This window comes from Arthrobacter yangruifuii (assembly GCF_009192775.1).
Taxonomy (GTDB): domain Bacteria; phylum Actinomycetota; class Actinomycetes; order Actinomycetales; family Micrococcaceae; genus Arthrobacter_B; species Arthrobacter_B yangruifuii.
In genome coordinates, this window is the sequence record NZ_VTFX01000004.1 from 535998 (window position 1) to 561813 (window position 25816).

The following is a 25816-nucleotide window of genomic DNA, read 5'->3' on the forward strand; positions in this document are numbered from 1 at the left end:
ACGGTGGACAAACAGTCGAACGCTCAGGAGGCGGAGGTGACGCCGGGGCGCTCTTACCGGGCGCAGGTGGTTCTCGCCTTCATTCCGGTCGGGCTCCTGCACATTGTGGGTTTCGGGCTGTTCTTTTTCCTGGTCGAGCCGCTGCATCTGCAGCTGGGTTCCTCCGTCTTCGGGGTTGGCATTGCCGTGGTGGCCTATGTGCTGGGTGTCAGGCACGCCTTCGACGCCGACCACATAGCAGCGATCGACAACACCACCCGCAAGCTCGTCGACCTGCGCAAGCCGGCCGCCGGAGTCGGGCTGTTCTTCTCCCTGGGGCACTCCACCATTGTCTTCCTCATGGCGGCGCTGCTGGCGCTCGGAGTGAGCTGGGCCGTGGGGCTCAGCAGTGACGGCAACGAGGTGCGAAACGGCCTGGGCGTGTTCGGGACGATGGTTTCCGGAGTCTTCCTGCTGCTGATCGGACTCATCAACGCCGTCGCGTTCATCGGGATCCTCAAGGTCTGGCGGGCCTCACGCAACGGTGACCTCGACGAGCTGGAGCTGGAGCGGCATCTGCAGGGCCGGGGCCTTATCAGCCGCCTCATCCGGCCGATGCTGCGGACCATCGACCGGCCGGGAAAGATGTACGCCGTCGGTTTCCTGTTTGGGCTCGGTTTCGACACCGCAAGCGAAATCGCCCTGCTGGTGCTTGCCGGAACGGGGGCGGCCACGGGACTGCCCTGGTACGCCATCCTCTGCCTGCCGCTGATCTTCGCTGCCGGCATGAGTCTGTTCGACACGCTCGACTCTGCCGTCATGGTGAAAGCCTACGGCTGGGCCAGCGTCAATGCGGTTCGCAAGCTGTACTACAACCTCACCATCACCGGGCTCTCGGTGATGATTGCCGTCATGATCGGCGGCATCGAGCTGGTCGGGCTCCTGAACGAGAAACTCGGATTGCGGGACCCGCTCACCGGGTGGGTGGCCGGCATTGACCTTGAGAATGTGGGTTACATCGTCGTAGCCACGCTGGTGCTGGTCTGGTTGACCTCCACTGCCTACTGGCGGCTGGGACACGTGGAGGAGCGATGGGCGCTTGCGAGCGGCGGCGGCGGGGGCGGCGCGGCCGGGCCCGGCGGGACGGAGTTTGGAGAGAGGCCGGCGAAAGGGGCGGCGCCTGACGACGCCCCGGGAAAGGAACCGACGTGAGCAGCGCCAGTGCGGCCGCACCGAGCCCGTCCATCTCAGGCACGGACTGGCTGAAGGGCTGGTGCCAGGGGCTTTCGCAGATATTCTTCCAAAGCAACGTCTTCACGGCGCTGCTGATTCTCGCGGCCTTCGCCGTGGCCGACTGGCGCATGGCACTGCTCGTGCTGATCGGCTGCGCGGCAAACACCTTGGGCGGGCGCCTGCTTAGGGCCGACACGTCGTCAGTGGCGTCGGGGATGCAGGGGTTCTGCGGCGCCCTCGTCGGGGCCGGGACCTACGCGGCCATCGGCGGTCAGTGGGCTGCCTATCCGATTGCGCTGATCGGCGGTCTGCTCTGCGCCCCCGTGACATGGCTGGTGGTCACGCTCTTCACGAAGACTCCGTTGAAAGTCTTCAACCTGCCGTCGACGACGGCGCCGTTCTGCATCGTCGCCACCGGAATACTGCTCAGCACGGAGGCACTCCACGTGAACGGGGCGCCGTCGACCACCATCGACTCGGATGCGGTGGCCTTCGCACGTTCCCTGCTAACCAATGTGTCCGAGGTGGTCCTGGTCAACAACGAGTGGTCGGGGGCGCTTATTCTGCTCGGGCTGTTCGTGGCCAGCTGGAAGGTAGGGCTTGCCGGGGTGCTCGGAAGCGTGGTGGGGAGCCTGTGCGCGCTGGCGATGGGCGAGAGCCTCACCGAGACCGCGAACGGCCTTGCCGGCTACTCCGGTGTGCTGACCGCCATTGCCCTCGCGGTGGTCTTCCTGCGAAGCAGTGCGCTTTCCTGGGTACTCGCCGTGATTGGCACCGTGGTGACCGCCGTCGTGACGCTGCTGATGCATGACATCAACGCCCCCACCTACACGTGGCCGTACATCCTCACCACCTGGGTGTTCCTGGTCATTGCCCATTACCTTCCGGGGGCCAAGCGGACGTGATCCTGCCGCGCGCCCGTATGGCCGCAGTGGGGGCGCGGCACCCTCCCGACCGGCGTCCGGCGTGACAGGAGATACGTCGGTCCCCCGGTGCCGGCGTTGAGGGGTTTAGAGCTCCGCACCTATCCACAGGCCGATGACGGCGGCGGCGACGGAGAGCACGAGCATGACAATACCGCTGATGAAGGACGCTCCGTAGCGGCCCTGCTTGATCAGCTGCACCGTTTCGTAGCTTGCCGTGCTGAAGGTGGTGTAACCGCCGAGGAACCCGGTGCCGATCACGATACTGAGGTCCGTCGACACAAAATGCTCAATGGTGAGGCCGGTGAGAAAGCCCAGCACGAGGGAGCCGGAAACGTTGATGATCGTTGTTGCCCACTGGAACGACGTCTTCAGGTGTGCGCGGATGAGTCCGTCCACGATGAACCGCACCGTGGCGCCGAGCCCGCCGGCCAGTGCGAGAAGGAGGAAGATCCCGGGGGTCATGACGCGTCCTCCTGGTTGTTCTTGTGCTGCCGGCCCGAGCCCCGGGCATTGACGGCACTGGCAATGGCGATACCCGCCCACGTGGCGCAGGCGCCCACGAGCACCGTGCCCAGGGCGTAGATCAGCGCAACCCAGGGCAGCCCGTCGCGAAAGAGCACGGCGGTATCCGTCGCCAGGGAGCTGTACGTGGTGAAGCCGCCGCAGAACCCGGTGCCGAGCAGCAGCTTGAGGTTCGCACCGGTCGGTCGGGACTTGTCCAGGCGGGTGACCGCTTCATAGAGGTAGCCGAGCAGGAAGGCGCCCACGATGTTGATGATCGGGATGGCCACCGGCACCGAGCCGAGGTTCGGGATAAGCAGCGAAAGTCCCTCACGGCTGGCGGCACCGGCTCCGCCGCCGAGGAAGACGAGGGCGATAGCGGCCCCGCGCAGATATGCCGGGCGGCTGCCGGCACTCATTTCGTGCTCCGAGGCCGTGTGGTATCCGTGCCGGGCTTCTCAGCGAAACCCCCGGGCTGCCGGAGGACCTGCCGAAGGATCTGCCGAGTCAGGACCGGAGGAACGCCGGTAGCGAGCGGGCGCTGCAGTGGAGGATTCGGGGAAGTTCCCATCTAAGCGAGGTTACTCGTGCGGCGGACTGCCTTCAACGCTGACCGGGCGAGGGCCGCGGAAAGCGCCCGGACCCGGCAGGCACCGCGGAGTGCCGGAGTGCCCCGCGGTGCTGTCCCGGCGTCCCTAGCGCCGGCCGTCCCTGCCCGCAGCGTCCGGTAAGGCACCCTCACTGACGGGTGCCGGCACCGCCGGGCCGGCGTCCGGGGCCTGTGCCTGGGGGCGCTTCGGCAGCGGAGCAGGCTGGAGTGTCCGGTACCCGGAAATGGCCGGCGGCTCGTCCGTCGGCAGCTCGGACAGCATCTCGTGCAGGATACCCACACCGCGTTCCAGCTGCGGATCCTCGCCGGCCACATAGGCATGCGGCGGGAAAGCCACTTCGATGTCGGGTTCCACGCCGCGGTTTTCCACGTCCCAGCCGACGCCGCCCGTGAACCAGTAGGCGTACCGCGGCTGGTTCACCACGGTTCCGTCCACCAGATCAAAGCGTCCGTCGATTCCCACGACGCCGCCCCACGTACGCGTGCCGACCACCGGGCCGATGCCCCGCAGCTTGGAAACCTGGGTAACGATGTCACCATCGGATCCAGCAAATTCATCAGTGAGGATCACTACCGGTCCGCGCGGAGCGTGGGACGGGTAAGGAGTGGGGGTGCCTGCCCGCGGGACGCTCCAGGCCGTGACTTTCCGCCCGATCAGTTCGGCAACCAGCTGGGACGTGTGTCCGCCCCGGTTGCGCCGGACATCAACCAGCAGGGCCTTCATGGACGCTTCCTGGTCCAGGTCCCGGTGCAGCTGCGACCAGCCGTTGGCCACCATATCCGGGATATGCAGGTAGCCGAACTCGCCGTGGGAGGCTTCCCGGACGGTGCGGCGGTTGGCGCTGACCCAGTTCTGGTACCGCAGGCGCTCCTCGCTCCGCAGCGGAACGACGGCGATCCGGCGCCGGGACGGCACACCGTCATCGTCTGTGGTCACGACCGTCAGTTCCACGGTCCGGCCTGCGGCGCCGGCCAGCAGGACTGCCGGTCCTTCCGCCGCCGGAACCGGTTGTCCGTCCACGGCGGCGATGATGTCGCCGGGATGGACGTCGGCGCCCGGGGCACTGAGCGGCGAGGTGGCCTGCGGATCCGAAGATTCAGCACCGAGGATCCGGACCACCTCCCATCCGCCGGCTGTCGGGCGCAGATCGGCGCCGAGGAAGCCCTGTCCGCCGGAGCCCTGTTCGGTGACCGGAGCCGGAGTGACATAGGCATGGGACGTGCCCAGTTCGCCGTGCATTTCCCACAGCAAATCCACCAGGTCGTCATGGCTGCCCAGGTTCTGCACCAGGGGACGGTACCGGGCGTGGACGCCCGTCCAGTCCAATCCGCCCATGTCCGCTGCCCAGAAGAAGTCCCGCTGCAGCCGCCACGCTTCGTCAAATGCCTGGCCCCACACCTTCACCGGATCTATCCGGACCCGGATACGCTCCAGGTCCACGCGGACGTTCTCCGCCGAATCGTCCTCCACCCGGGCTGCTGCCGGCACCATACGGACGCCGCCCTCGTGGCGCAGCACTACCTTGGTGCCGTCGCCGCTGACTTCGAAGTCGTCCAGCGCCGGGACCAGAACGGAGACGTCCTTCTTCGCAAGGTCAAAGCGTTCCAGACGGGAGGACGGGTCCCTGTCCACCGCCGTTGCCCGGCCGTCGCCCGTGACGCCGTAAAGGTCCGAGGCCTGCCACAGCAGGCACCCTTCCGCCGTCCGGAGCTTCGCATAGCGCCCCTGCGGAACCGGAACTGCAATCAGGCGGTCACCGATGCGCTCGGCATCGACCCGCACGGGAGCAACGGTGCCGTCCGGGGTTTTCTCCGCGGTGCCGGGTTTCACCCCGTCGGATGCCCCGGACGCGCCGCCCGCTGCAGCTACGGAAGTCCCGGATACCGACGGGCCGAACGGCGAGGGTGTCCCGGCTGCCAGCGCGGCCAGGAACGGCTTCGTGGAAGCCGGGAAGCTGAGGTCGAACCGGTGGGTGTCATACACCGGATCGAAGCTGCGCTCCGAAAGGAAGGCCAGATAGCGGCCGTCGGTGGTGAAGGACGGATCATGGTCGGTGAACCGGCCGTCGGTGACGTCGACGGCCGGAGCCGCCGTGTCCAGCACGGACCGGAGGCGGATACGGGAGTGCCCTTCAGCGCTGGATGGTTCCGCCCAGGCCAGCCACTGCGAGTCCGGGGAGAACGCCAGCTGGTCGACGGCACCGAACTCGGACGCGGCTACGGGCAGAAGTTCTGCCCGCGCGACGTTCAGCACAAAGACTTCACCGTATTCAGTGGCCACTCCCACACGCTGTCCGTCCGGGCTGGGAACCACTTGGCTGACACGGGTGGGGCGGTCGAACCCGACACGGACAGGGCCGGCGGTTCCGCCCGCACCGGTGGTACGCGCACCGCCGGGGGCCTCGGCCGCCGGGGCATCCCGGTACCCGGCACCGGTCCGGGTTTCCTCCGTGTGGACACCGCCCAAAGGAGCGGCAGCACCGCCTGCCGAAACCGGGCGGGGCAGCACAAAACCGTTGCTCCCACCGGGCCCGGCCGGTTTTCCGCCGGACTGTCCGCCCCCGTCCGCCGGAGCGGCGGCGTCCAGGGCAGCGTCTTCGAAGACATCCCTGATATAGATGGCTTCCTCACCGTCATGATCCGCCACGTAGACGGCACGGGATCCGGCCAACGGCCGGCCCAGCCGGGCGCGGACAGACGAGTCCGCTTCAATCACCCGTGACGGACCATCCCGGTGGGTCAGCCAGTGCAGCGTGCCGTGGCTTTCCACCAGGCTTGCGGTGCCCGTGGCATCAGGAACGACCTCCGCAAGATGCTTCGAAACATCCAACGGACGGGGCCGCCGGGCAGTGCCGGCCGAGCCCAGGGAAATATCCACGGGCTGCGCTTCACTGTCCAGGGAAGGCAGCAGCCAGATGCGGCCCGCCGATTCGAACACGATCCGGCTGCCGTCGGAAGACGCATGCCGGACGTAGAAGCCTTCGAAGTCCGTGTGCCGGCGGAGATCCCCGCCCCGCGGGGTAACCGAATAGAGGTTGCCGTAGCCTTCGTGGTCAGACAGGAAGACCACCCTCCCGTCGATCCACATCGGGTCTGACAGGTTGCCGTCCAACTCGGGCACGAGCCGAAGGAATTCTCCGTTGCCGTCAGCATCGATCCAGAGCTTTCCGGCGGTTCCGCCGCGGTAGCGTTTCCACCAGGCCTGTTCGCGCGTCAGCAGGCTGCCGATCACCATCGGGCGTTCATCGCCGACGGCCGGCCCTTCCGCCAGGGTCTCCACGGGCCCGTACGGCAGCTTGACCGGAGCCGAACCGTCGAGGGGAACGGCAAATGCCCAGCGCAGCCTGTTGTCCTCCTGCTCCACCGAGCAGGTAGCAATCACCTGACCGGCAGCGTTGAATCCCTTCAGACGCGTGCTCTGGCTGCCCCAGAAGGTCAGCTGCCGGAAATTGCCGCCGTCGACGTCGGCGGTGACGATCTCCGGCGCGCCGCCCTGGACCACCTGCCACGCCAACCTCGTCCCGTCCGGGGAGAACTTCGGGCTGCGCGCCGGCAGTTGGAGGGCGGAAACCCGCCACGCGCGGCCGCCGTCCAGAGGAGCCATCCAGACATCGTCTTCAGCGACGAAAGTGAGGAGATCCCCGTGCAGGTCAGGGTAACGAAGGTATGACGTTGGACTCATGGGACGATCCTATCTATCGCCATGGACGCACGGTTGGCTTTTTGCGTCATGACGGAGCCAGTACCCGGCTGATGCGCCACATCCCCTCACTGCGCACCAGCACCAGCATCACTTCCTGCTGCTGTGCCGGCTCGTGCCGGAGAACTGCGCCGGTGCGGTCAACGCGCGTGTAGGCGGAGACCTGCATCCGCACGCGCAATTCGGCAGACCCGGCTTCCGGTGCCTCCCGCCGGACGGGCTGCCCCGGCATTGTTGGCTCCGCCGGCACTGTTGTCTCCGCCGGCACTGTCCCGAGGCGCTGCAGCACGTCCACTGTCATGACCAGCCCGGCCAAGGTCTGGCCTTCTGCGGCCAGCCGGCCCACCTGTTCCTGATCGGCCAGCTGCGCTTCCGACCCCGGAGCGTTAACATGGTCGAGCAGTGCCGGGTCCGCACCGGTGAAGGCCCGCGTCCGCAGTTCGGCGAGCGCCGCCAGGGCACGTGCCGGATCCTCGGCAGCGGTTTCCGCCCGCAGGGACTCCACCGCTATTTCTTCCGTCGCAGGTTCCGCGGGTTCCGCCGGGGAGGCTGCGGGTGCGGCCAGCGTTGCTGCGTCCCGGGCGGTACCCCGGGAATTGCCGGAGGAACCGTCCCGGGCATCGACGGCGGCGCCGCCGGCCCGCAGGAGTTCAGGGGCGGCGAGCGCTATGACCGCGAGTATCAGAACCACGGCCACCACCGCGGCCGCGGTGACCGGAAACATCCCGGGCCCACGGAACCGGACCGTGGACGGTTGACGGCGGCCGCCTGCCCGTACCCCGCCCCCGGGTGCCCCCTGAGGGTCCGGCCTGCCGCTCCCGGCAGACCTCCCCCGCACAGGGTTTCCCCGCACAGACCTCCTCCGCGCCGTCGGCCCAGCGGAGCCTCCTCCGCTGCCCCCGTGACGGCGACGCCGTGGCTGCGGCTGTTCCGGCCCCTCCTCCGGTCTCCGCCCGTCTCTGCGTTCCCGGTCCCGCCTCCCCTCCAGCCTTCCGGCAGCACCGCCTCCGCGCTGCCGTCCGAGGAGGCGCCACCGCCCCTTCCATCCTCCGGCGCCCCGTCCCCCAGCGCCGGAACCGGCCGATCCTGTCCGGCGGGTCAACAGCTCGGGATGGACGTCCGGGTGGACCGCAGCCACCAGGTCAACGGGCAAGGCAGGAAGGCAACGGTAGGCCGCAGCGGCGAATTGTTCGGCGTCGGGCCGCTGGTCGGCATCTTCGGCCAATCCCGCTTCCAGCAGGGCGGACAGCTCCCGGCCCACCCCCGGAACCAGGATCGGCAGCGGAGGCCGCACCCGGCTGGCCGGAGGAACACGTCCGGTCAGCAGAAACCACCCCACCGCGGCCAGCGCGTAGATATCCGATGCCGCCCCCAGCCCGGCGTCTCTTCCTTCCCTGCGCCCGGGAGCGGCAAAGCCGGGAGTCCCCGGATGTCCGGTACCGGGTTCACCCAGCAGCCTGCCCGAGCCGAAGTCCGCCAGCAGCGGCCTGCCCTCGGAAGTGAAGAGGATGTTCCCGGGCGATACGTCCCCGTGGGCCGTGCCCCGCTGATGGAGGTATCCCAGCGCGCCTGCGATCCCCACAAGGATGCTGACGGCTTCTCCCGGCTGGATAGGACCCCGTGCTGCAACCAGCCCCGCAGCGCTGCCGCCGGGCGCATAGGCGACAACCAGCCCCGCACCCTGGTCCGTGTCCACCACCTTGTGCACCTTGACCAGGTGGGGATGTTCCAGCCGGGACAGGATGTTTCCTTCGCGCCGGGCACCAAACGCGTTCATTGCCGCCTGTTCCCGGCGGGCAGGGACCTTCAGGGCAAACCGGGCACCGTCGGGGTCCAGGACAAGCCAGACTGCAGCGCTGCCCCCGACGCCCAGCAGCCGGTCCACCCGGAAGCCCGGCACCTCCGGTGCAGGAGGCGGCAGGGGCGGCGGCGTGCCTCCCCGGCAGGCGTAGGCGTCATCGGGCGGGCCGGTCGGCGGGATTCTCTCCATAGCGGAAGTCTTAGCCTCCCCCGGCGCCGCCGGACAGTTATCCACAGGGTAATAGCGCACTTCGCGGTTGCCGGGCCCCGCCGACGGCGGCCAAGGCAGAGTGTGGTCTACATTACGTCCGCGGGGGTCTAGGCTAGGGGCCATGGCTTTGGAGTTCACCCGCGTAGGCCTGGCTCCGCACTACGTGGATTATTCAGCAGGCTGGGATCTCCAGCAGCAGCTGCACCGGCAGGTACACGAGGGCAAGGCACCGGACACGGTACTGCTGCTTGAGCACACTCCGGTCTATACGGCAGGGCGCCGTACCGAGCCGCACGAGCGCCCTTTCGACGGCACCCCGGTAATCAACGTGGACCGCGGCGGGAAACTGACGTGGCACGGCCCCGGTCAACTGGTGGGTTACCCGATCCTGAAGCTCGCTGATCCGTCCGCTGTCCGGGCGTATGTCGATGCTCTGGAAGGAACGGTCATCAGCGTGCTGGCGGACTTCGGGATTACCGGCGCCCGGATCGAAGGGCGCTCCGGTGTCTGGGTCCGCGGAGACGGGCTGCCCTACGGAGTTCCGGACCGGAAGATCGCCGCCGTCGGCATCCGCGTCCACCAAGGCATCACCATGCACGGCTTCTCCCTGAACTGCAGCAATGACCTGGCGCCCTACAGCCAGATCATCGCCTGCGGCATCACCGATGCCGGCACCACCTCGATCAGTCTCGAAACAGGGAACACGGTGGCCCCGACCGACGTCGTCGCCCGCATTGAAGCAGAACTTGCTGCCCGCGAAACGGACCTGACCGGCACCACCCCCTCGACAGACCTCTCCGGCACCGGCGCCCTCCCCGCCGGCGTCCGGCCGAAAGGAGCCCTGCTGTGACCCTCGCCCCTGAAGGACGACGCCTGCTGCGCATCGAACAGCGCAACGCCGCCGTTCCGGTGGAACGCAAGCCCGAATGGATCAAGGCCAAGGTAAACATGGGCCCGGAATACGTGGAGCTGAAGAAGCAGGTAAAACAGGAAGGGCTGCACACGGTCTGTGAGGAGGCCGGCTGCCCCAACATCTTCGAATGCTGGGAGGACCGTGAGGCAACCTTCCTCATCGGCGGGTCCGAGTGCACCCGGCGCTGCGACTTCTGCCAGATCGACACCGGCAAGCCCTCACCGCTGGACCTGATGGAGCCCACGAAGGTGGCCCGGTCGGTGCAGAAGATGAACCTGCGTTATGCCACCGTCACGGGGGTGGCCCGCGACGACCTGGCGGACGAGGGTGTCTGGCTCTACGCCGAAACCATCCGGAAGATCCACGAGCTGAATCCCGGCACCGGCGTCGAGATCCTGATTCCCGACTTTTCCGGGAAGGTGGAGCACATCATCGACATCTGCGAAGCCCTGCCCGAGGTCTTCGCCCACAACGTGGAGACGGTTCCCCGACTGTTTAAGCGCATCCGCCCCGCCTTCCGCTATGAACGCTCCCTCGACGTCATCACCCAGGGGCAGAACATGGGCATGGTCACCAAGTCCAACCTCATCCTGGGCATGGGTGAGACCCGGGAGGAGATTTCCGGAGCGTTGAAGGACCTGCGGGATTCCGGCTGTGATCTGATCACCATCACCCAGTACCTGCGCCCCAGCGAACGCCATCTCCCGGTGGACCGCTGGGTCAAGCCCCAGGAATTCGTCGACATCAGCACCGAAGCCGAGGAACTGGGCTTCCTGGGCGTGATGAGCGGTCCGCTGGTGCGGTCCTCATACCGCGCCGGGCGGCTCTGGGCCGGGGCCATGCGCCGCAAAGGCCGGGAACTGCCCCCTCAGCTGGCCCACATCGAGGATTCCGGGAGCACGCTTCAGGAAGCCTCCTCCATCCTTGCCCGCAGATAGCCGGCCCCGCAGCCCGGGCATTCATCCCGCCAGCCGCCACGCCGGACTGCTCCGCCCCGCTGCACGCGCTTCATGACCGCACGTCCGCATCACGTAGAATGAACTCATTATGGCCAAAAGCACCGATTCAGACGCATCCCAGAGCGCCCGCAAAGGCCTCTTTTCCCGCAAGCCGAAGGGGGGAAAGAAGCCCAAGAAGGACGGGCGCATGAAGCAGATTGCCCAGGTCTTCACCATGACCCGGCGCAATGATCCCAACGTAGTGTGGCTGATGCTCGGCGCGTTCATCGGCATCATCGCCTTGGGCCTGCTGATCGGCTTCCTGATCGACAACTGGATTACGATGCTCATCATCGCCGTCCCGCTCGGCCTGCTGGCGGCGATGTTCATCCTCTCCCGCCGGGCCGAACGTGCGGCGTTCTCGCAGATCGAAGGCCAGCCCGGAGCTTCCGGTGCTGCCCTGAGCGTGCTGCGCCGCGGCTGGATCCTTGAGGAACAGCCCGTCGCCGTGAACCCGCGGACCCAGGAAGCCGTCTTCCGCGCCATCGGCCGGCCAGGCATCGTCCTGGTCACCGAAGGCTCGCCCGCCCGGGCCAAGGCACTGGCCGACGCCGAACGCCGGCGGATGAACCGGATTGTCCCCAAGGTCCCGGTCACCGTTATCCAGACCGGCCGCGGCGAAGGACAGGTTCCGCTGGCCAAGGTGGCCACCACGGCCAAGAAGCTGCCGAAGGAACTGACGAAGCAGGAAGTCGCCACCGTCAACAAGCGGCTTGCGGCGCTCGGTACCCGGCTTCCCATCCCCAAGGGTATTGACCCGTACCGCGCCCGTCCGGACCGCAAGGCAACCCGCGGACGCTAGCCGATCTTCCTTTCAAAGGGCCCCTGTTTCTGACCAGTTCAGTTCGGGGGCCTTTTGTCTGCCTTCAGACCGGCCCCGGCAGGAACACGTCCGCGCCGTCGAGCCGGGCCAACAGGGCGCATTCTTCTTCCCGGGTGAGCCCGGCACCCCGTGAACGTTCGACGCCGGCCGCTTCCTCCCAGGCGAGCGTGTCGGTGAGGGTCTGCTGCAGCGGACGAAGCCGGAGCCCGGCAGCAGTTGCCCGGGCGTTGGACCGGGCGTTCATCCCGTGCCAGTCCGGGTCCGCCAGCCACAGCGGCAGCGATCGGGGACCGGACCATTCCCGGACACCCTGCCCGAGGAGCCAGCCGCCCGGGGCAGGCACGGCCGAACGCGGAAGGACCGACGGCCCGGCACCGGGGAAGGAAGCATCAGCTTCGGCCGCGCCCGGTGCTTCCCCGCCCGCCGCCGCTGCCAGAGCCAGATGCTGCTGCAGCGGGACCGTCTCCCCCACTGCATTGAACACCCCGGCCGTCCGCTCTTCCGCCACCTGCACCAGCCACCGCGCCAGGTCCCGGACGTCAATAAGCTGGGTGGGCTGGTCCGGCGCGTCGGGCACAAGGACGCGGCCCTCGGCGCCGTCGGCGTGGGCAAACCGCAGCGGCCAGTAGCCGCTGCGCCCGGAGAGATCCCCTGGCCCGCCGATCAGTCCGGAGCGCACAATCGCCCGGCGTGACGGACCGAAGCCGGCAGTGACAGCAGCTTCGCAGGCCACCTTGGCCTGCCCGTAACTGTCCATTCCCTCCATCACCTCGGCCGTCAGCGGCGGCAGAAGCGGGGCATCCTCATCCTGCCCGAACTCCTTTTGGCTCGCGTACACGTTGCCGGTGGAGACAAACCCGTAGAACCCCGCCGACGGCGCCAGGTCCCGGACGGCCCGCCGGACCTGCCCCGGTTGGCGGGATACATCGATGACAGCGTCCCACTCCTGCTGCGCAGCGGCGGACAGGCCGCCGTCGTCCTCCCGGTCCGCCGGCAGGAAGCGGACACCGTCAGGAACCGTGCCGGACGTTCCGCGCGCCGCACACGTGACCTCGTGGCCTGCGGACAGCGCGGAAAGGGCTGTCTGGTGTCCGAGCCAGGCGGTTCCGCCCAGGATCAGCAGCTTCATACCCGCAATCTGCCAGATGCGCGGGAAAACGGAAAGCTAGTGCTTCACCTTCACCAGCACCGTGCCCACGGCACGGTCATGCAGGCCGCGCTGGTCCGCGTCGAACACCACGGCCGGGATCACCAGGCACAGCAGCACGGTGCGGACAATCGCTGCCGGAATGCCGGCGGGCCGGCCATCCATCTTCTGCACCTGCAGGCTGAAGACGCGGTGCCCGATGCTGTAGCCCAGCAGACCGACGAGCACTATCTGTTCGGCCGCAAAGACCGCCAGGATGGCGAAGTCGTCTCCGCCGAAGAGCCAGTAGGCAATGAGGGAAGCGATGGCCCAGTCAATGAGGATGGCGCCGAGCCGCGGACCTACGCGGGCTATGGACCCCGGACCGGTCCGGGGGCGGCCCAGGCGCTTCCCCGGCCACGTACTCTCGTCGGAGGGAGGGCCTTGCAGCCAGGAACCTATATCGCTTCTATCTACCACGGTTAAAGACTACCCGGGGGGTTCCGATGTAAATAAACCCCCTATTATCACTGTCCCGGGAGGTTGCGGATAGGGTGGAAGGGAGACGATCGACTGCGTAACCTACCGGAAACACATGTGTCACCGCCGGGAAACCCGGCCCCTTTAGGGTCAAAGTGATGCGCCGGACGGTCAAAAGCCCCGGCGCCAGCCAGGTCTTGCAGCCCGGGGTCTTCCATCCAAATAGTTGTATAGGAGCACATAAACGATGTTCAAGAACGCGGACGAAGTCCTCAGGTTCATCGCTGACGAGCAAGTGAAGTTCGTTGACATTCGATTCACCGACGTTCCCGGAGTGCAGCAGCACTTCAATGTGCCGGCCAAAACCGTAGATGCCGATTTCTTCGTCAACGGTCAGCTGTTCGACGGCTCATCCATCCGCGGCTTCCAGGGCATTGCAGAGTCCGATATGCAGCTCATCCCGGACGTCACCACCGCGTTCCTGGATCCGTTCCGTATCGAGAAGACCCTCGCGCTGAACTTCTCCATTGTGAACCCGCGCACCGGCGAACCGTACCACCGCGATCCGCGCGGCGTGGCCGAGCGCGCCGAGGCCTACCTGGCTTCCACCGGCATCGCCGACACCGCGTTCTTCGGTTCCGAGGCCGAGTTCTACATCTTCGACAACGTCCAGTACGAGTCCGCTCCGAAGGGCAGCTTCTACAAGGTGGATTCCATCGAAGCCCCGTGGAACAGCGGCCGTGAGGAAGAGGGCGGCAACCTGGGCAACAAGACTCCGTACAAGGGCGGCTACTTCCCCGTAGCACCCGTGGACAAGCAGGGTGACCTGCGTGACGCCATCAGCGTGGAGCTGGACAACGTGGGCCTGGAAGTCGAACGCGCCCACCACGAGGTCGGCGGTGCCGGCCAGGCGGAAATCAACTACAAGTTCACCACCCTGACGCACGCGGCCGACGACCTGCAGAAGTTCAAGTACATCGTCAAGAACGTCGCCGACGCCTGGGGCAAGTCCGCCACCTTCATGCCGAAGCCGATCTTCGGTGACAACGGTTCGGGCATGCACTGCCACCAGTCGCTGTGGAACGGCGGCGAGCCGCTGTTCTACGACGAAAAGGGCTATGCCGGTCTTTCGGATCTGGCCCGCTGGTACATCGGAGGCCTGCTCAAGCACGCTTCCGCCGTACTCGCCTTCACCAACCCGACGGTCAACTCCTACCGCCGCCTGGTCAAGGGCTTCGAAGCACCGGTCAACATGGTCTACTCGCAGGGCAACCGCTCAGCGGCTATCCGCATTCCGATCACCGGTTCCAACCCGAAGGCCAAGCGCCTCGAATTCCGCGCACCGGATCCTTCCTCCAACCCGTACCTGGCTTTCTCAGCCCAGCTGATGGCCGGCCTGGACGGCATCAAGAACCGCATCGAGCCTGCGGACCCGATTGACAAGGACCTCTACGAGCTGCCGCCCGAAGAGGCCAAGCACATCCAGAAGGCACCGGGTTCCCTCGAAGAGGCCCTGGTCGCCCTGGAGAACGACAATGAGTTCCTGCAGGCCGGCGGAGTGTTCACCCAGGACATGATTGACAGCTGGATCGCCTACAAGCGTGAATTCGAGATCCTGCCGCTGGCACTGCGCCCGAACCCGTTCGAGTTCGAGCTGTACTACGGCTGCTAAGTAGAGTCCGCGGCTAAACCGGAAACGGTCCGCACAGGGTCCGCACGGGCTGCCGGCACTTCGGTGACGGCGGCTCGTGCGGACTTTTCTTTTCCGGACGCGGTGCCCGCAGCCGCGGAAGGCAGGCACCCGCCGGGGCAGCGACGTCGCTTACATTCCGGACACTGTTCAGTTACCCTCAGCTCCACCCGACCGTTCAGGTTGCTGCGGCGGGTCTCGTTCGAAGCGAATCCCGTTCAATGGAGGCCAGGAGATGCACGTGGGTGATTACGACGTCATCGTCGTCGGCGCGGGAGCTTCCGGCGGGCCCCTCGCGGCGCGGCTGTCCGAAGATCCTGCCCGCAGGGTCCTACTCGTGGAGGCCGGACCGGCCCCGGAAACACAGGACGGCTTTCCCCGGGACCTGTTGGATGCAGCACTGATGACCGGTGCCCTGCCCGGCCATCCCAACAACTGGGGCTTCAACGCCCATCTGACCCCGGACCTGCCCTACACCGTGGCCCGCGGAAAGATCCTGGGAGGATCCACCTCCCTGAACGGCACCTATTACATTCGCGGCCGGAAACAGGACTTCGACACCTACGCGGAAATGGGCAACGCCGAATGGGCGTACGAGAAGGTTCTCCCCTACTTTCAAATGCTGGAGCACGACCTCACCTTCGAGGGGCAGCCCGGCCACGAGGGCAAGGGGCCGGTGCCCATCAGCCGTGTGGCCCCGCATGAACAGACCATTTACACTAGGGCCTTCATCGCCGCGTGCAGGGAGGCCGGGTTCGGCTGGGAAGAGGACAAGAACGGCACTGGTGCACCCGGCGTCGGACTGCTGCCCATGAACGCCGTCGGCGGCATCCGCATGAACACAGGCCTGACCTACGTGAATCCGGCGCGGAGCCGTCCCAATTTCACTGTCTGGGGGGACACCCTGGCGCGCAGGGTCATCCTTGACGGCACCACCGTCACCGGGCTCGAGGTAGGCCGGGAAGGCCGGGAAGACATCGTGACAGCCCCGGAAGTTGTCCTCTGCGCCGGTGCCTTCAAGTCCCCGCATCTGCTCGCGCTTTCCGGCATCGGCCCCCGGTCCGAACTCGTGTCGGCGGGAATCCCCGTCGCCGTTGATCTGCCCGGGGTCGGCAAGGGGTTCAGCGACCATCCGGATATCACCTTCAACTGGGTCCCGAAACGGCGCCTGGATGACGAACATCTGCGCTTCGGATTCCAGGCCGTCCTGAACTACAACTCAGAAGGCTCCACCTACGACGGCGATCTCGAGATTCTGCCCATGATGCGCACCATGATGGCCATGATGGGGCTGGAACAGGGCAACCGTGCCAAGTCGATGATGGACATCGCCCGGCGCCCGGTCGCCTTCCTCCGGTCGATGAGGGGCGTTTCCCTCAGGCGCTTCCTCCAGCAGCTCCGCCGCAGTAATGACCTGGCCATGGCCATTGCCGTCCAGCAGGCCGAGTCCCGCGGCAACATCCGGACCGTGTCCGCGGATCCGCTGACCCAGCCCGTCATCGACTACAACTACCTCAGCGACGAGCGCGATGTGGTCCGGATGCGTGAAGTGGTGCGGATGTCGGTCAAGCTGCTGCACTCTGAAGCATTCAAGCCGTATTTCCGGAAGACCACGGAGATCGACGCCGAGACGCTGGCGGACGATGCCCGGCTGGACGGCTGGATGAAGTCCCATCTGGCAACCGCCATCCATGCAGCCGGCACATGCAAAATGGGGGACGATCCCGCGGCCGGCCATGTGGTCGACCAGTTCGGACGGGTGCACGGCGTGACCGGCCTCCGGGTAGCAGATACCTCGATTCTGCCCTTCACCCCCTCGCGCGGGCCTGCGGCGACGGCGATGCTGATCGGCGAACGGGTTGCCGCGTTCATGACCCGGGACGACGCGCAAAACAGCCAGCCTACAGGCTCACACCCTCGGGAAGCTCCGGGGCATCGAACTTCTGCCGCTCACACTCGGCCTTCAGCTGGGGATAGGTCTCCGCGATGAGGTCCAGGATCCGGTTGCGGACCACCAGGTAGGCTTCCGCCACCCCCACCACGCCCTTGAATTCCTTCAGTTCCTCCTCGTAGGAGGTCTGCTGGTGGCGCAGGTAGTTCACGGTCAGCCGGTTCAGCCGGGACGGTGCCGTGGACAGGCTTGCCGGTGACTGTTTGCCCCGCAGCCGGCCGTTGAAGTGGGCGATTGCCTTCTGCCGGACGGCGTCCCAGGGCTCCGGCGTAATCCGCAGATCCAGCGCTTCGGCGACGGCGACCGCAGCCTTCTTCTTGGCCAGGGCACGCTCGCGGGCTGCCAGCTGCCGGTTCCGGGAGGATTCGCGCGCCTTTTGGTACTCGGGTGTGGCTTCGATGGCCTGAACGCGTTCCAAGGCGTAGAGCTTCATCGGCGCCGCCTTGCGGGAAAAGGGATTACGCGCGGTTTTGTCCGGTTCCGGCAGGAAGGTTTTAATCTGCCCGTCGGTCCAGCCCCGGTCCTTCTTCAGATCATTCGCGATGAGCATGCCCTCGCTGTTGGCGGGCTTGGGACGCGGCGGATGGTGTTTGCCTCTGGGCACGGTGCTCCCCGGATGTAGAAGTGGTGTTTTTCCATTCTAGAAGAGCCGTGGCAGGGGCCCTGAACGCAAAAACGCCGCCATTCCCGGAAGGGGAACGACGGCGGAGACTTCTCCTGCGCTAGGCCGTGGCCTCAGCGATGACCTGGCCCGTGGCCGGCCCTGCGTTCAGCATCGCGATTTCGGCGGCCGACACTCCCCCGGCAACCAGCGCACACCCGGCCACAATGGCCGCGATCTGTACCGTGAATCGTGAAGTGGTGGTCCTGGTGCGTGTTACAGCGACGTGCTTCAACATATAGCTGGATGCTCCCTTCAAGAGGCATGGAAATAGCACTCCGGACACAAGAAATCGATGTGCCGAAAAGCGGTGGCGTCTGCGCCGGAGTGGGGTTGTTGCGGTTCGTCGCCCAAGGCGGACCGCGGATGTCAGGAGAGGCTGCGCGTGGTGCCGATACCGGCTGCGCTTATGGGGCCTTCGGATCCTGTCCGCTTTCCATTCTAGTGGTATTACCTTCTGCGCTCAAGGTGCGAGGCCCGGGATGGCAGTACGTTTGAACACATGCAAGTTGATCAGCTTGACCTGTCCATTCCCGTCGGCGAGGGGACCGTATCCGCCGTTATGTCCCGTCCCGAGGGCGCGGAGGTGACCGTCGTCGTCGCCCATGGCGCCGGCACCGGGATGGAGCACCCCTTCCTCACCGGGTGTGCCGGCGCATTGAACGACGGCGGCGCGGCCACCCTACGCTTCAACTTCCCGTACCGCGAAGCCGGGAAGAAGTTCCCGGACCGGGCTCCCGTGGCCGTCGAAACGTGGAAGGCCGTTATGGCCGCGGTGGCGGAGCGCGACGGCGGCGGGCCGGTCTGGGCGTGCGGGAAGTCATTCGGCGGCCGGATGGCCTCCATGGCGGTGGCCGAGGGCATGCAGGCGGCCGGGCTGGTGTACCTGGGCTACCCGCTGCATCCGCCGGGCAAACCGGAGAAACTGCGGGACGGGCACCTGTACGGCCTGGCCCTGCCGATGCTGTTCCTCCAGGGCACGCGGGATCCCTTTGCCCTGCCGGGAGAGCTGGAACCGGTGGCGGAGCGCATCGGCCCGAACGCGCACGTCCAGCGCGTGGAAGGCGGCAACCACTCCTTTGAGATCCGCGGGCAGAAGCGTACGCCGGATGCCATCGGTGCCGGACTCGCTGAGCCGGTCCTGCGGTTTATCCGGGCCACGGAAGCCGGGAGGAGTTGATGGCCAGCTACGCGATGAAGCTCCTGGAGCCGTATCTGCGGCTGACGCGGAAGCCGCTGACAGCCACGGCGGAACGCACCGAGGCGAGGCTGGCAACAGCCAAGCGGGCGGCCTCCGTTCCCCGGAGCCTGCTGCGAACGTGCCGGGTGGAGCAGCGCAGCGTCGGCGGGTTTCCCTGCTATTCCGTGCGGCCGCGCACGCCGGGCGCCGCCGGGGGCCCGGGCATTTCCACGGTGCTGTACCTGCACGGCGGTTCCTACATCAGCCCCATCAGCGCCTGGCATTGGCGGTTCATTTCCCGTCTGGCGGCAGCAGGGCACCGGGTGGAAGTTCCGCTGTACGGGCTGGCACCGGAGCACTCCCACCGGGATGCGTTGCCTCTGCTGGCGGCGGTCTATGAAAACCTGCTGGACGAAGCCGGCCCCGAAAAGGTCGCCTTTATGGGGGATTCAGCCGGCGGCGGCCTGGCGCTGGCCTTTGCCCAGCAACTGCCCGGGCTCTCGCTCAGCCAGCCGGCCCGCATGATCCTGATGTCCCCCTGGGTGGACCTGGCCATGGAGAATCCCGAGCTTGCCGCGGTGGAAGCCGTGGACCCGTGGTTGAGCCGGGCCGGTCTGCGGGTTGCCGCACGGGCCTGGGCATCCGGCGACGATCTGGCGGATCCAAGGGTGAGTCCCCTCAAAGGTCCGCTGGCGGGACTGCCGCCCACGGATCTGTTTGCCGGAACCCATGACCTGCCCTCTCCCGATATACGCCGTCTGGCGGCCCTGATGCGCGACGCCGGAACGCCGGTTTCACTTCACATTGCCGACGGCGGGGTCCACGTCTACCCGCTGCTTCCCGTGCCCGAAGGCAGGGCCGCCAGGACCACGATCGTGGAGCTGCTGAAGTACTGAGCCGGCAGCGGCCTCCCGGCAAGGCCCCGGCTGCCCCCGCGGCCCCGGCCTTGTCCGGAAGCCCCCGGACGCACCGGTTCCGGGGAGGCCCGGCTAGGATGTGCGCTCGTAGCGCCACAAGGTCTTCTCCATGACGAGCCGGTGCCGTGCCGGTCTCCCGGCCGCGGCGGAAGGAGTGCCGGCGTCGTACTCCTCGTCGCCCGCCCAGGCCAGAACCGCCGCGGGCTCGTACCCGGTGAGCGGACGGGTTTTGAAGGTTTCCGGTTCGGCATCCGAAATACGGGCCAGGGCTGCGTCGGCGGAGGAGTCATTGCTCAGGGAGTGCAAAGTGACCCAGGTGGGCGCCACCAGCTGCATCAGTCCGTTGCGGTGCCGGTCCAGGGCATCCGCAGGCTGCAGCCAGACGTGGTTAAGCAGCTCCCCCGGGTTGAGCCGGATATCCCCGGCGGGGGCCTTCGCCGCGAAGAACCAGGTCTGGTAGCGCCGGGGGATGTTCTCCGGCGGGATCCAGCAGGAAAGCGGCACCAGGTCCCCGGCACGCAGGACCAGTCCGGTTTCCTCGGCGGTTTCGCGCACCCCGGCGGCCCGGGCGGCCGCTGCTTCGGGCGCTCCGCCGCTGCGGTCTTCCGGGTCCACCCGTCCGCCGGGGAAGACCCAGGCCCCTCCGAAGGAACCTGCGGTGGGGCGCTCCAGCAGCAGCACCTCCGGGCCGGCACCGGAATCCCGCAGCAGGACAACAGTGGCCGCCGTACCGGTCAATTCACTCATGCGTTGAAGCATAGCGAACAGGCCGGCGGCAGCCACTGTGGAAGACGTCCGAAGCGCTAGAGCACCTTGGCCAGGAAATCCTGCAGGCGCGGAGCCTGCGGACTGCCGAAGAGCAGGTCCGGAGTGTTTTCCTCGACAATGTGGCCGTCCGCCATGAAGATCACCCGGTCGGCAACCTCGCGGGCAAAGCCCATCTCGTGGGTGACCACCACCATGGTCATGCCTTCACGCGCGAGGTCACGGATGACCTGCAGCACCTCGCCCACCATCTCCGGGTCGAGGGCCGAGGTGGCCTCGTCAAAGAGCATGATGTCCGGCTGCATCGCCAGCGCCCGGGCAATGGCCACACGCTGCTTCTGCCCGCCGGACAACTGTGCCGGACGGGCATCCGCCTTGTCCGACAGGCCGACGCGGTCCAGCAGCGCCAGGGCAGTTTTGCGCACCTCCGCCTTGGGCGCCTTCTTCAACTGCACCGGAGCGAGCATGATGTTGTCCAGCACGCTCATGTGCGGGAACAGGTTGAAGTGCTGGAACACCATGCCGATGTGCTGGCGCACCTCGTTCAGGTTCACCTTGGGATCGGTGAGATCGAACCCGTCAACCTTCACCGTGCCGCCGGTGATGTCTTCAAGCTTGTTCAGGCAGCGCAGGAAGGTGGACTTTCCGGAACCGGACGGCCCGATGACGCAGACCACTTCGCCCTCGGCGACGCTGACGTCCAGGCCCTTCAGGACCTCGTTGGATCCGTAGGATTTCCGCAGCCCGATGGTTTCGATCTTGCTCACTTGTTAAACCTCTTATCCAGGACGTCCGCCAGCTTGGTCAGCAGCGTAATGACGATGAAGTACAGGGCCGCCACGATGATCAGGACTTCAGCGGTGCGGAAGTTCACGGCGTAGATCTGCTGTCCCTGGTAGGTCAGTTCCGCAAAGCCGATGACGGCCAGCAGGGAGGTGTCCTTCAAGGTAATGACGAACTGGTTGATGAAGGAAGGCGTCATGATCTTGATGGCCTGCGGAATGATGACCTTCTGCATGGTCTTCCCGTAGCCCAGCCCGAGGCTGCGTGCTGCCTCCATCTGACCGGGATCCACGGACTGGATGCCGCCGCGGACAATCTCGGTCATGTAGGCGCCCGCGTTCAGGCTCAGCGTCAGCACGCCGGCGGTGAGGACGTCCACCGGCTGGCCGATGATCTGCGGCAGCCCGAAGTAGAAGAAGAAGGCCTGGACCAGCACCGGGGTGCCGCGGAAGATGCTCACGTAGATCGTGGCGATGCCGCGCAGGATCCGGGAGGAGCCGACCTTCAGGAAGCCGAAGAACACACCCAGGATGAGGGCGAAGAACAGCGACAGTGCGGTGGCCAGCAGTGTCCAGCCCATACCCTTGGCGAAGGCCGGGGCGTTATCGGTGATCAGCGACCAGAAGCTGGAGTCGGCTGCGCCGGCTTCCAGGTAGGTGTCCAGGATCTCGTCGTACTGCCCGCTGTCCTTCAGCTCGGCCAGGCCCTCATTGAAGGCAGCCAGAAGTTCGGCGTTCGTGCCCTTGTTGACGGCGAAGCCGTAGGAACTGCCGGCTTCCTTCTCGGTCACGGTTTTCAGGCCGTTGCCCGAAGCCACGCCGTAGGCGAGCACGGGGTAGTCGTCGAAGACGGCCACGGAGCCGCCGGCCTTGACGTCGTCGTACATCTGGGCGGACTGCGCGAAGGCAACCACGTCGAAGCCGTACTGGTCCTTGATGGACTCGGCGAAGGTCTGGCCTTCGGTGCCGGTCTTCACCGCCACGCGCTTGCCGCGCAGGTCTTCGTACGAGGCGACGTCGTCGTTGTTCTCCGCGACGGCCATCTGGATGCCCGACTCGAAGTACGGGTCCGAGAAGTCGAAGACCTTCTTACGTTCGTCCGTGATGGACATCCCGGCAATAACACCGTCCACCTGATTGGACTGCAGCGACTGCAGGGCCGCATCAAAACCGAGGGACTGGATGTCAACGTTAAAGCCCTCTTCCTCGGCGATCGCGTTGAGCAGGTCCATGTCGATGCCGACCAGTTCGCCGTCTTGGCGGAACTCGAACGGCGCGAAGGTCGTATCGGTACCGATGGCGAAGGTCTCACCCTCCACACCGTCCGCGGCGAACGCGCCGGCCGCCGGTATCCCCAGCAGCAAAGCCAGGGCCGCAAGGAAGGTGGTCAGCGGTACGGCCAGTCTGGCCGGGCCCTTTAAGGCCCGTTTGCCTTTAAGCAAAGTAAACGTCTCCTAGCTCTTTCATTGCGGCACACGCCGCAAATACCCCCATAGAGACTACCTAGAGCATTGGCAATGCAACGAACTGAAAGGGGGTGCCGGGGACGTGAGCTATGTCCCGTATCCGTAGAAATACCGTTCGAAGACGGCCCGGGAGTGCCTGGTGGCCTTGAGGTAGTCCTCCTCCAACTCGCCGCCGCGGCCGGCGCCGTAACCGCACCAGCGGGCCACGGCATCCAGTTCCCGGCGGGAGGAGGGCAGCACATCCGGGTTCCGTCCGCCGCGGATGACGTTTGCGCTGCGGACCCGGCTGGCAAGCAGCCAGGCCTGCCGCAGGGTCTCGACGTCGGCGGCGGGAAGCAGCTTTGCCGACTCAATGGCGTCCAGCGCCGGAAGGGTTGCCGTGGTCCGCAGCTCCGGCACCCGGCGGGCATGCTGGAGCTGGAGCAGCTGCACCAGCCATTCAACGTCGCTGAGGCTGCCCCGTCCCAGCTTGAGCTGCCGGGAAGGATCCGCTCCCCGGGGCAGGCGTTCGGCTTCCACGCGCGCCTTGATCCTGCGGATCTCCCGGATGTCCTTGGCGGTAACGTCCTCCGGATAGCGCACCGGATCGATCAGGGCCATGAAATCCTCGGCCAATGCGTCGCTGCCGGCCATCGGACGTGCCCGCAGCAGGGCCTGCGCCTCCCAGATCACGGACCAGCGCTCGTAGTAGCCGCGGTAGGACTCCAGGCTGCGCACCAGGGGCCCCTGCCTGCCCTCGGGACGCAGTCCGGCGTCGAGGACCAGGGGGCGTTCGGCCCGCACGGCCGGGGTGCAGGGCTGCTGCAGGTACGTGGAGATCTGGGAGACCACCTTCTCAGCCTGGGCCTGGGCTGCCGCCGGGTCGACGCCGGGCAGCGGGCGGTGCACGAACATCACGTCAGCATCGGATCCGTAGCCGATCTCCCGTCCGCCCTGCCGCCCCATCGCGACTACGAGCAGGTCCGTGAGTTTCCCGTTGCCGGCGAACACCTCCGACTCCGCCACGTGCAGGGCACCCAGGACGGCAGCCCGGTCTGCATCCGCCAGGGCGCGGCCAACCTCCTGCTGGCTCAGCAGTCCGGCACTGTCGGCCACGGCGATGCGCAGCATCTCCCGGCGGCGGATCAGCCGGATCAGCCGCATGGCCTCCCCCGGCTCCGGATGGCGGGACATCTTCGACTGGATTTCCAGCCACTGCGTGTCGAAGGGCACCGGTACGAGGTCCTTGTCGGATCCCAGCCAGGCGGTGGATTCCGGCGAGACCTCCAGCAGATCGGTAATGAACCGGCTGGAGGAAAGGATGGAGCACAGCCGCTCCCCCGCTGCCGAGGAATCCCGCAGCATGCCCAGGTACCAGTGGGTGTCGCCCAGGGATTCACTCAGCCGGCGGAAGCCCAGCAGGCCGGCGTCGGGGTCCACACCGTCGGCGAGCCAGGCCAGCAGCACCGGAAGCAGCTGCCGCTGCAGGGCGGCGCGCCGGCTCACCCCCACCGTCAGTGCCTGGATGTGGCGCATCGCACCGCGGGGGTCCACATAGCCCAGCGCCGCCAGGCGTGCCTGCGCGGCCTCGGGGGTCAGCCGCACCTCGTCCGCGCTGAGGTGCGCGGCCGTGCTGAGCAGCGGCCGGTAGAAAATGCTCTCATGCAGCCGCCGCACCAGCCGCTTGGTGCGCTGCCACTGTTCCTGCAGGCGCTCGGCGCTGGGACGTTCGGAGGACAGGGATCCGGCGCTGGCCTTCGCCAGTGCCCGGAGGGCGGCCTCGTTCTCCGGCATCAGATGGGTTCGGCGCATATGCACCATCTGGATGCGGTGTTCCAGTACGCGCAGGTAACGGTAGGACTCGTCCAGCTCGCGCGCGTCACTGCGTCCGATGAAGCCGGCGTCGCTGAGGGCCGCGATCGCAGCGGTGGTGGCGCGCACCCGGAGGCTTTCATCCACCCGGCCGTGCACCAGCTGCAGCAGCTGGACGGTGAATTCGACGTCGCGCAGCCCGCCGCTGCCGAGCTTCAGCTGCCGGGCTTCCTCGTGGGCGGGAATGTTGTCGGTGACCCTGCGCCGCATGGCCTGCACGGATTCCACAAAGCCGTCCCGTTCGGAACTGGCCCAGATCAGGGGAGCAACAGCTTCTTCGTAGCGTCGTCCCAGCTCCCGGTCCCCCGCCATGGCCCGGGCCTTGAGCAGCGCCTGGAACTCCCAGCTGTGTGCCCAGCGCCGGTAATAGTTCAGGTGCGAGTCCAGGGTGCGCACCAGCGGGCCGTCCCTGCCTTCGGGACGCAGGTTGGTGTCCACCTCCCAGAGCGGGGGCTCCGGTGCCGAGGCGTTGATGGCGCGGGAAATCCCGGCGGCTAGCGCCGTGCCGATTCCGGAGGCCCGTTCTTCGGACAGGTCCGAGGCTTCAATCACATAGATGACGTCCACATCGGAGATGTAGTTCAGCTCCCGCGCGCCGGCCTTGCCCATGCCGATCACCGCCAGGCGTACGGCGGAAATCTCGTCGGCGGGGTAACTTGCCGCCAGCTCGGCCCGCGACACTGCCAGGGCAGCCTCCAGCGCCGCGCCGGCCAGGTCCGCCAGTTCCCGTCCGGCCGCCGGCAGGAAGTCCGTGGGCGACGCCGCACCGAGGTCCCGGACGGCCAGGTCCAGCAGGTGCCGCCGGTACCGGGACCGCAGCGCCACGTAGGCTTCGGTACCGGTCAGCCCGGCCACGGGTGCCGTGCCGCCGCCCGCGTGCACGGCATCCAGCAATGACGCCCGCAGCGTTGCCTCGTCCGTGCTGCCGGGTTCGGCGCGCAGCTGCCGGTGCAGCACACCTACGTCCTCCGGGTGGCGCATCAGGAACTCCGCCAGGGCATCGGAGGCCCCCAGCAGCCGGAACATGGCTTCGCTGCTCTCGGCTCCGGCGTTCACCAGGTCCACCAGTTCCGGAGCGCGGCCAATCAGGCGTACCAGTGACTGGAGTGCCAAATCCGGATCCGCAGCGTAGGTGAACCCCTCGAAGAGGGCATCCTCGTCCACGCCCTCGAGTTCCGAAGCCGTCAGGAACCGCATGCTCTTTTCCAGGTCGCGGAAACCCGTGGCTATCAGCCGTCGAGTCTGGCTCATCG

The 25816-nt window shown here is 66.9% G+C and carries 21 protein-coding genes; 9 read left to right on the forward strand and 12 right to left on the reverse strand.

What is annotated here, in order from left to right; all coding sequences use genetic code 11:
* Nucleotides 1-3 precede the first annotated feature (3 nt).
* Both GD627_RS10455 and GD627_RS10460 read left to right on the forward strand, forming a co-directional pair.
* The gene (locus GD627_RS10455) at nt 4-1191 is read left to right on the forward strand and encodes a HoxN/HupN/NixA family nickel/cobalt transporter (RefSeq protein ID WP_210250488.1); all 1188 of its coding nucleotides are present in this window, start codon (nt 4-6) and stop codon (nt 1189-1191) included.
* Nucleotides 1188-2117, forward strand: a complete 930-nt coding sequence (locus GD627_RS10460) for an urea transporter (protein WP_152272431.1) — start codon at nt 1188-1190, stop codon at nt 2115-2117. Before GD627_RS10455 ends, GD627_RS10460 begins: the two co-directional genes overlap by 4 nt.
* A gap of 105 nt (nt 2118-2222) precedes the next feature.
* On the opposite strand, the gene crcB is transcribed toward GD627_RS10460, so the two are convergent.
* From crcB to GD627_RS10480, 4 genes are all read right to left on the reverse strand, one after another.
* Complete coding sequence (gene crcB, locus GD627_RS10465) at nt 2223-2600, reverse strand: fluoride efflux transporter CrcB (protein ID WP_146362378.1); 378 nt, start codon at nt 2598-2600, stop codon at nt 2223-2225.
* On the reverse strand, nt 2597-3058 hold the full coding sequence (locus tag GD627_RS10470) for a fluoride efflux transporter FluC (RefSeq protein WP_146362379.1): 462 nt from the start codon (nt 3056-3058) through the stop codon (nt 2597-2599). Before GD627_RS10470 ends, crcB begins: the two co-directional genes overlap by 4 nt.
* 276 nt (nt 3059-3334) lie before the next feature.
* Nucleotides 3335-6931, reverse strand: a complete 3597-nt coding sequence (locus GD627_RS10475) for a S41 family peptidase (RefSeq protein ID WP_152272432.1) — start codon at nt 6929-6931, stop codon at nt 3335-3337.
* A 46-nt stretch (nt 6932-6977) separates the two neighbouring features.
* On the reverse strand, nt 6978-8939 hold the full coding sequence (locus GD627_RS10480; RefSeq protein ID WP_194266027.1) for a serine/threonine-protein kinase: 1962 nt from the start codon (nt 8937-8939) through the stop codon (nt 6978-6980).
* Between the two features lie 142 nt (nt 8940-9081).
* Here GD627_RS10480 and lipB point away from each other — a divergent pair, with 142 nt between their 5' ends.
* From lipB to GD627_RS10495, 3 genes are all read left to right on the forward strand, one after another.
* Complete coding sequence (lipB, locus tag GD627_RS10485; RefSeq protein ID WP_152272434.1) at nt 9082-9810, forward strand: lipoyl(octanoyl) transferase LipB; 729 nt, start codon at nt 9082-9084, stop codon at nt 9808-9810.
* Nucleotides 9807-10811, forward strand: a complete 1005-nt coding sequence (lipA, locus tag GD627_RS10490; protein ID WP_152272435.1) for a lipoyl synthase — start codon at nt 9807-9809, stop codon at nt 10809-10811. The genes lipB and lipA overlap by 4 nt, the downstream gene beginning before the upstream one ends.
* A 109-nt stretch (nt 10812-10920) precedes the next feature.
* Nucleotides 10921-11673, forward strand: coding sequence for a DUF4191 domain-containing protein (locus GD627_RS10495; protein ID WP_152272436.1), 753 nt, complete (start codon nt 10921-10923; stop codon nt 11671-11673).
* Between the two features lie 64 nt (nt 11674-11737).
* Here the strand turns inward: GD627_RS10495 and GD627_RS10500 are convergent, their stop codons facing one another.
* Both GD627_RS10500 and GD627_RS10505 read right to left on the reverse strand, forming a co-directional pair.
* Nucleotides 11738-12823, reverse strand: coding sequence for an NAD-dependent epimerase/dehydratase family protein (locus tag GD627_RS10500; RefSeq protein ID WP_152272437.1), 1086 nt, complete (start codon nt 12821-12823; stop codon nt 11738-11740).
* A gap of 36 nt (nt 12824-12859) precedes the next feature.
* Nucleotides 12860-13300, reverse strand: coding sequence for an RDD family protein (locus tag GD627_RS10505; RefSeq protein ID WP_146362385.1), 441 nt, complete (start codon nt 13298-13300; stop codon nt 12860-12862).
* A 247-nt stretch (nt 13301-13547) separates the two neighbouring features.
* Here GD627_RS10505 and glnA point away from each other — a divergent pair, with 247 nt between their 5' ends.
* Together glnA and mftG are read left to right on the forward strand one after the other, a co-directional pair.
* The gene (glnA, locus tag GD627_RS10510; RefSeq protein WP_152272438.1) at nt 13548-14972 is read left to right on the forward strand and encodes a type I glutamate--ammonia ligase; all 1425 of its coding nucleotides are present in this window, start codon (nt 13548-13550) and stop codon (nt 14970-14972) included.
* Between the two features lie 259 nt (nt 14973-15231).
* Nucleotides 15232-16980 carry a mycofactocin dehydrogenase MftG gene (gene mftG, locus GD627_RS10515; RefSeq protein ID WP_194266028.1) on the forward strand — a complete coding sequence of 583 codons (1749 nt, stop codon included), beginning with the start codon at nt 15232-15234 and terminating at the stop codon, nt 16978-16980.
* Here mftG and GD627_RS10520 read toward each other — a convergent pair.
* Together GD627_RS10520 and GD627_RS16480 are read right to left on the reverse strand one after the other, a co-directional pair.
* The gene (locus tag GD627_RS10520) at nt 16892-17545 is read right to left on the reverse strand and encodes a hypothetical protein (protein WP_152272440.1); all 654 of its coding nucleotides are present in this window, start codon (nt 17543-17545) and stop codon (nt 16892-16894) included. The two genes, mftG and GD627_RS10520, sit on opposite strands and share 89 nt — an antisense overlap.
* Nucleotides 17546-17663: 118 nt before the next feature.
* Nucleotides 17664-17840, reverse strand: a complete 177-nt coding sequence (locus tag GD627_RS16480; RefSeq protein ID WP_153297126.1) for a hypothetical protein — start codon at nt 17838-17840, stop codon at nt 17664-17666.
* Nucleotides 17841-18104: 264 nt separating this feature from the next.
* Here GD627_RS16480 and GD627_RS10525 point away from each other — a divergent pair, with 264 nt between their 5' ends.
* Together GD627_RS10525 and GD627_RS10530 are read left to right on the forward strand one after the other, a co-directional pair.
* Nucleotides 18105-18782, forward strand: a complete 678-nt coding sequence (locus tag GD627_RS10525) for an alpha/beta hydrolase family protein (protein WP_152272441.1) — start codon at nt 18105-18107, stop codon at nt 18780-18782.
* Nucleotides 18782-19678: an alpha/beta hydrolase fold domain-containing protein gene (locus GD627_RS10530; RefSeq protein WP_152272442.1), complete on the forward strand. Its 897-nt coding sequence runs from the start codon at nt 18782-18784 to the stop codon at nt 19676-19678. Before GD627_RS10525 ends, GD627_RS10530 begins: the two co-directional genes overlap by 1 nt.
* Before the next feature lie 93 nt (nt 19679-19771).
* On the opposite strand, the gene GD627_RS10535 is transcribed toward GD627_RS10530, so the two are convergent.
* The 4 genes from GD627_RS10535 to GD627_RS10550 all read right to left on the reverse strand — a co-directional run bounded on the left by GD627_RS10535 (nt 19772) and on the right by GD627_RS10550 (nt 25814).
* The gene (locus GD627_RS10535; protein ID WP_152272443.1) at nt 19772-20446 is read right to left on the reverse strand and encodes an NUDIX hydrolase; all 675 of its coding nucleotides are present in this window, start codon (nt 20444-20446) and stop codon (nt 19772-19774) included.
* Nucleotides 20447-20502: 56 nt separating this feature from the next.
* Nucleotides 20503-21231 (reverse strand): amino acid ABC transporter ATP-binding protein, encoded by a 729-nt coding sequence (locus tag GD627_RS10540; protein WP_146362392.1) that lies wholly within the window; start codon nt 21229-21231, stop codon nt 20503-20505.
* Nucleotides 21228-22688: an amino acid ABC transporter substrate-binding protein/permease gene (locus GD627_RS10545; protein ID WP_246165428.1), complete on the reverse strand. Its 1461-nt coding sequence runs from the start codon at nt 22686-22688 to the stop codon at nt 21228-21230. The genes GD627_RS10540 and GD627_RS10545 overlap by 4 nt, the downstream gene beginning before the upstream one ends.
* A gap of 111 nt (nt 22689-22799) precedes the next feature.
* Nucleotides 22800-25814: a bifunctional [glutamine synthetase] adenylyltransferase/[glutamine synthetase]-adenylyl-L-tyrosine phosphorylase gene (locus tag GD627_RS10550; RefSeq protein WP_152272444.1), complete on the reverse strand. Its 3015-nt coding sequence runs from the start codon at nt 25812-25814 to the stop codon at nt 22800-22802.
* Between the last annotated feature and the right edge of the window lie 2 nt (nt 25815-25816).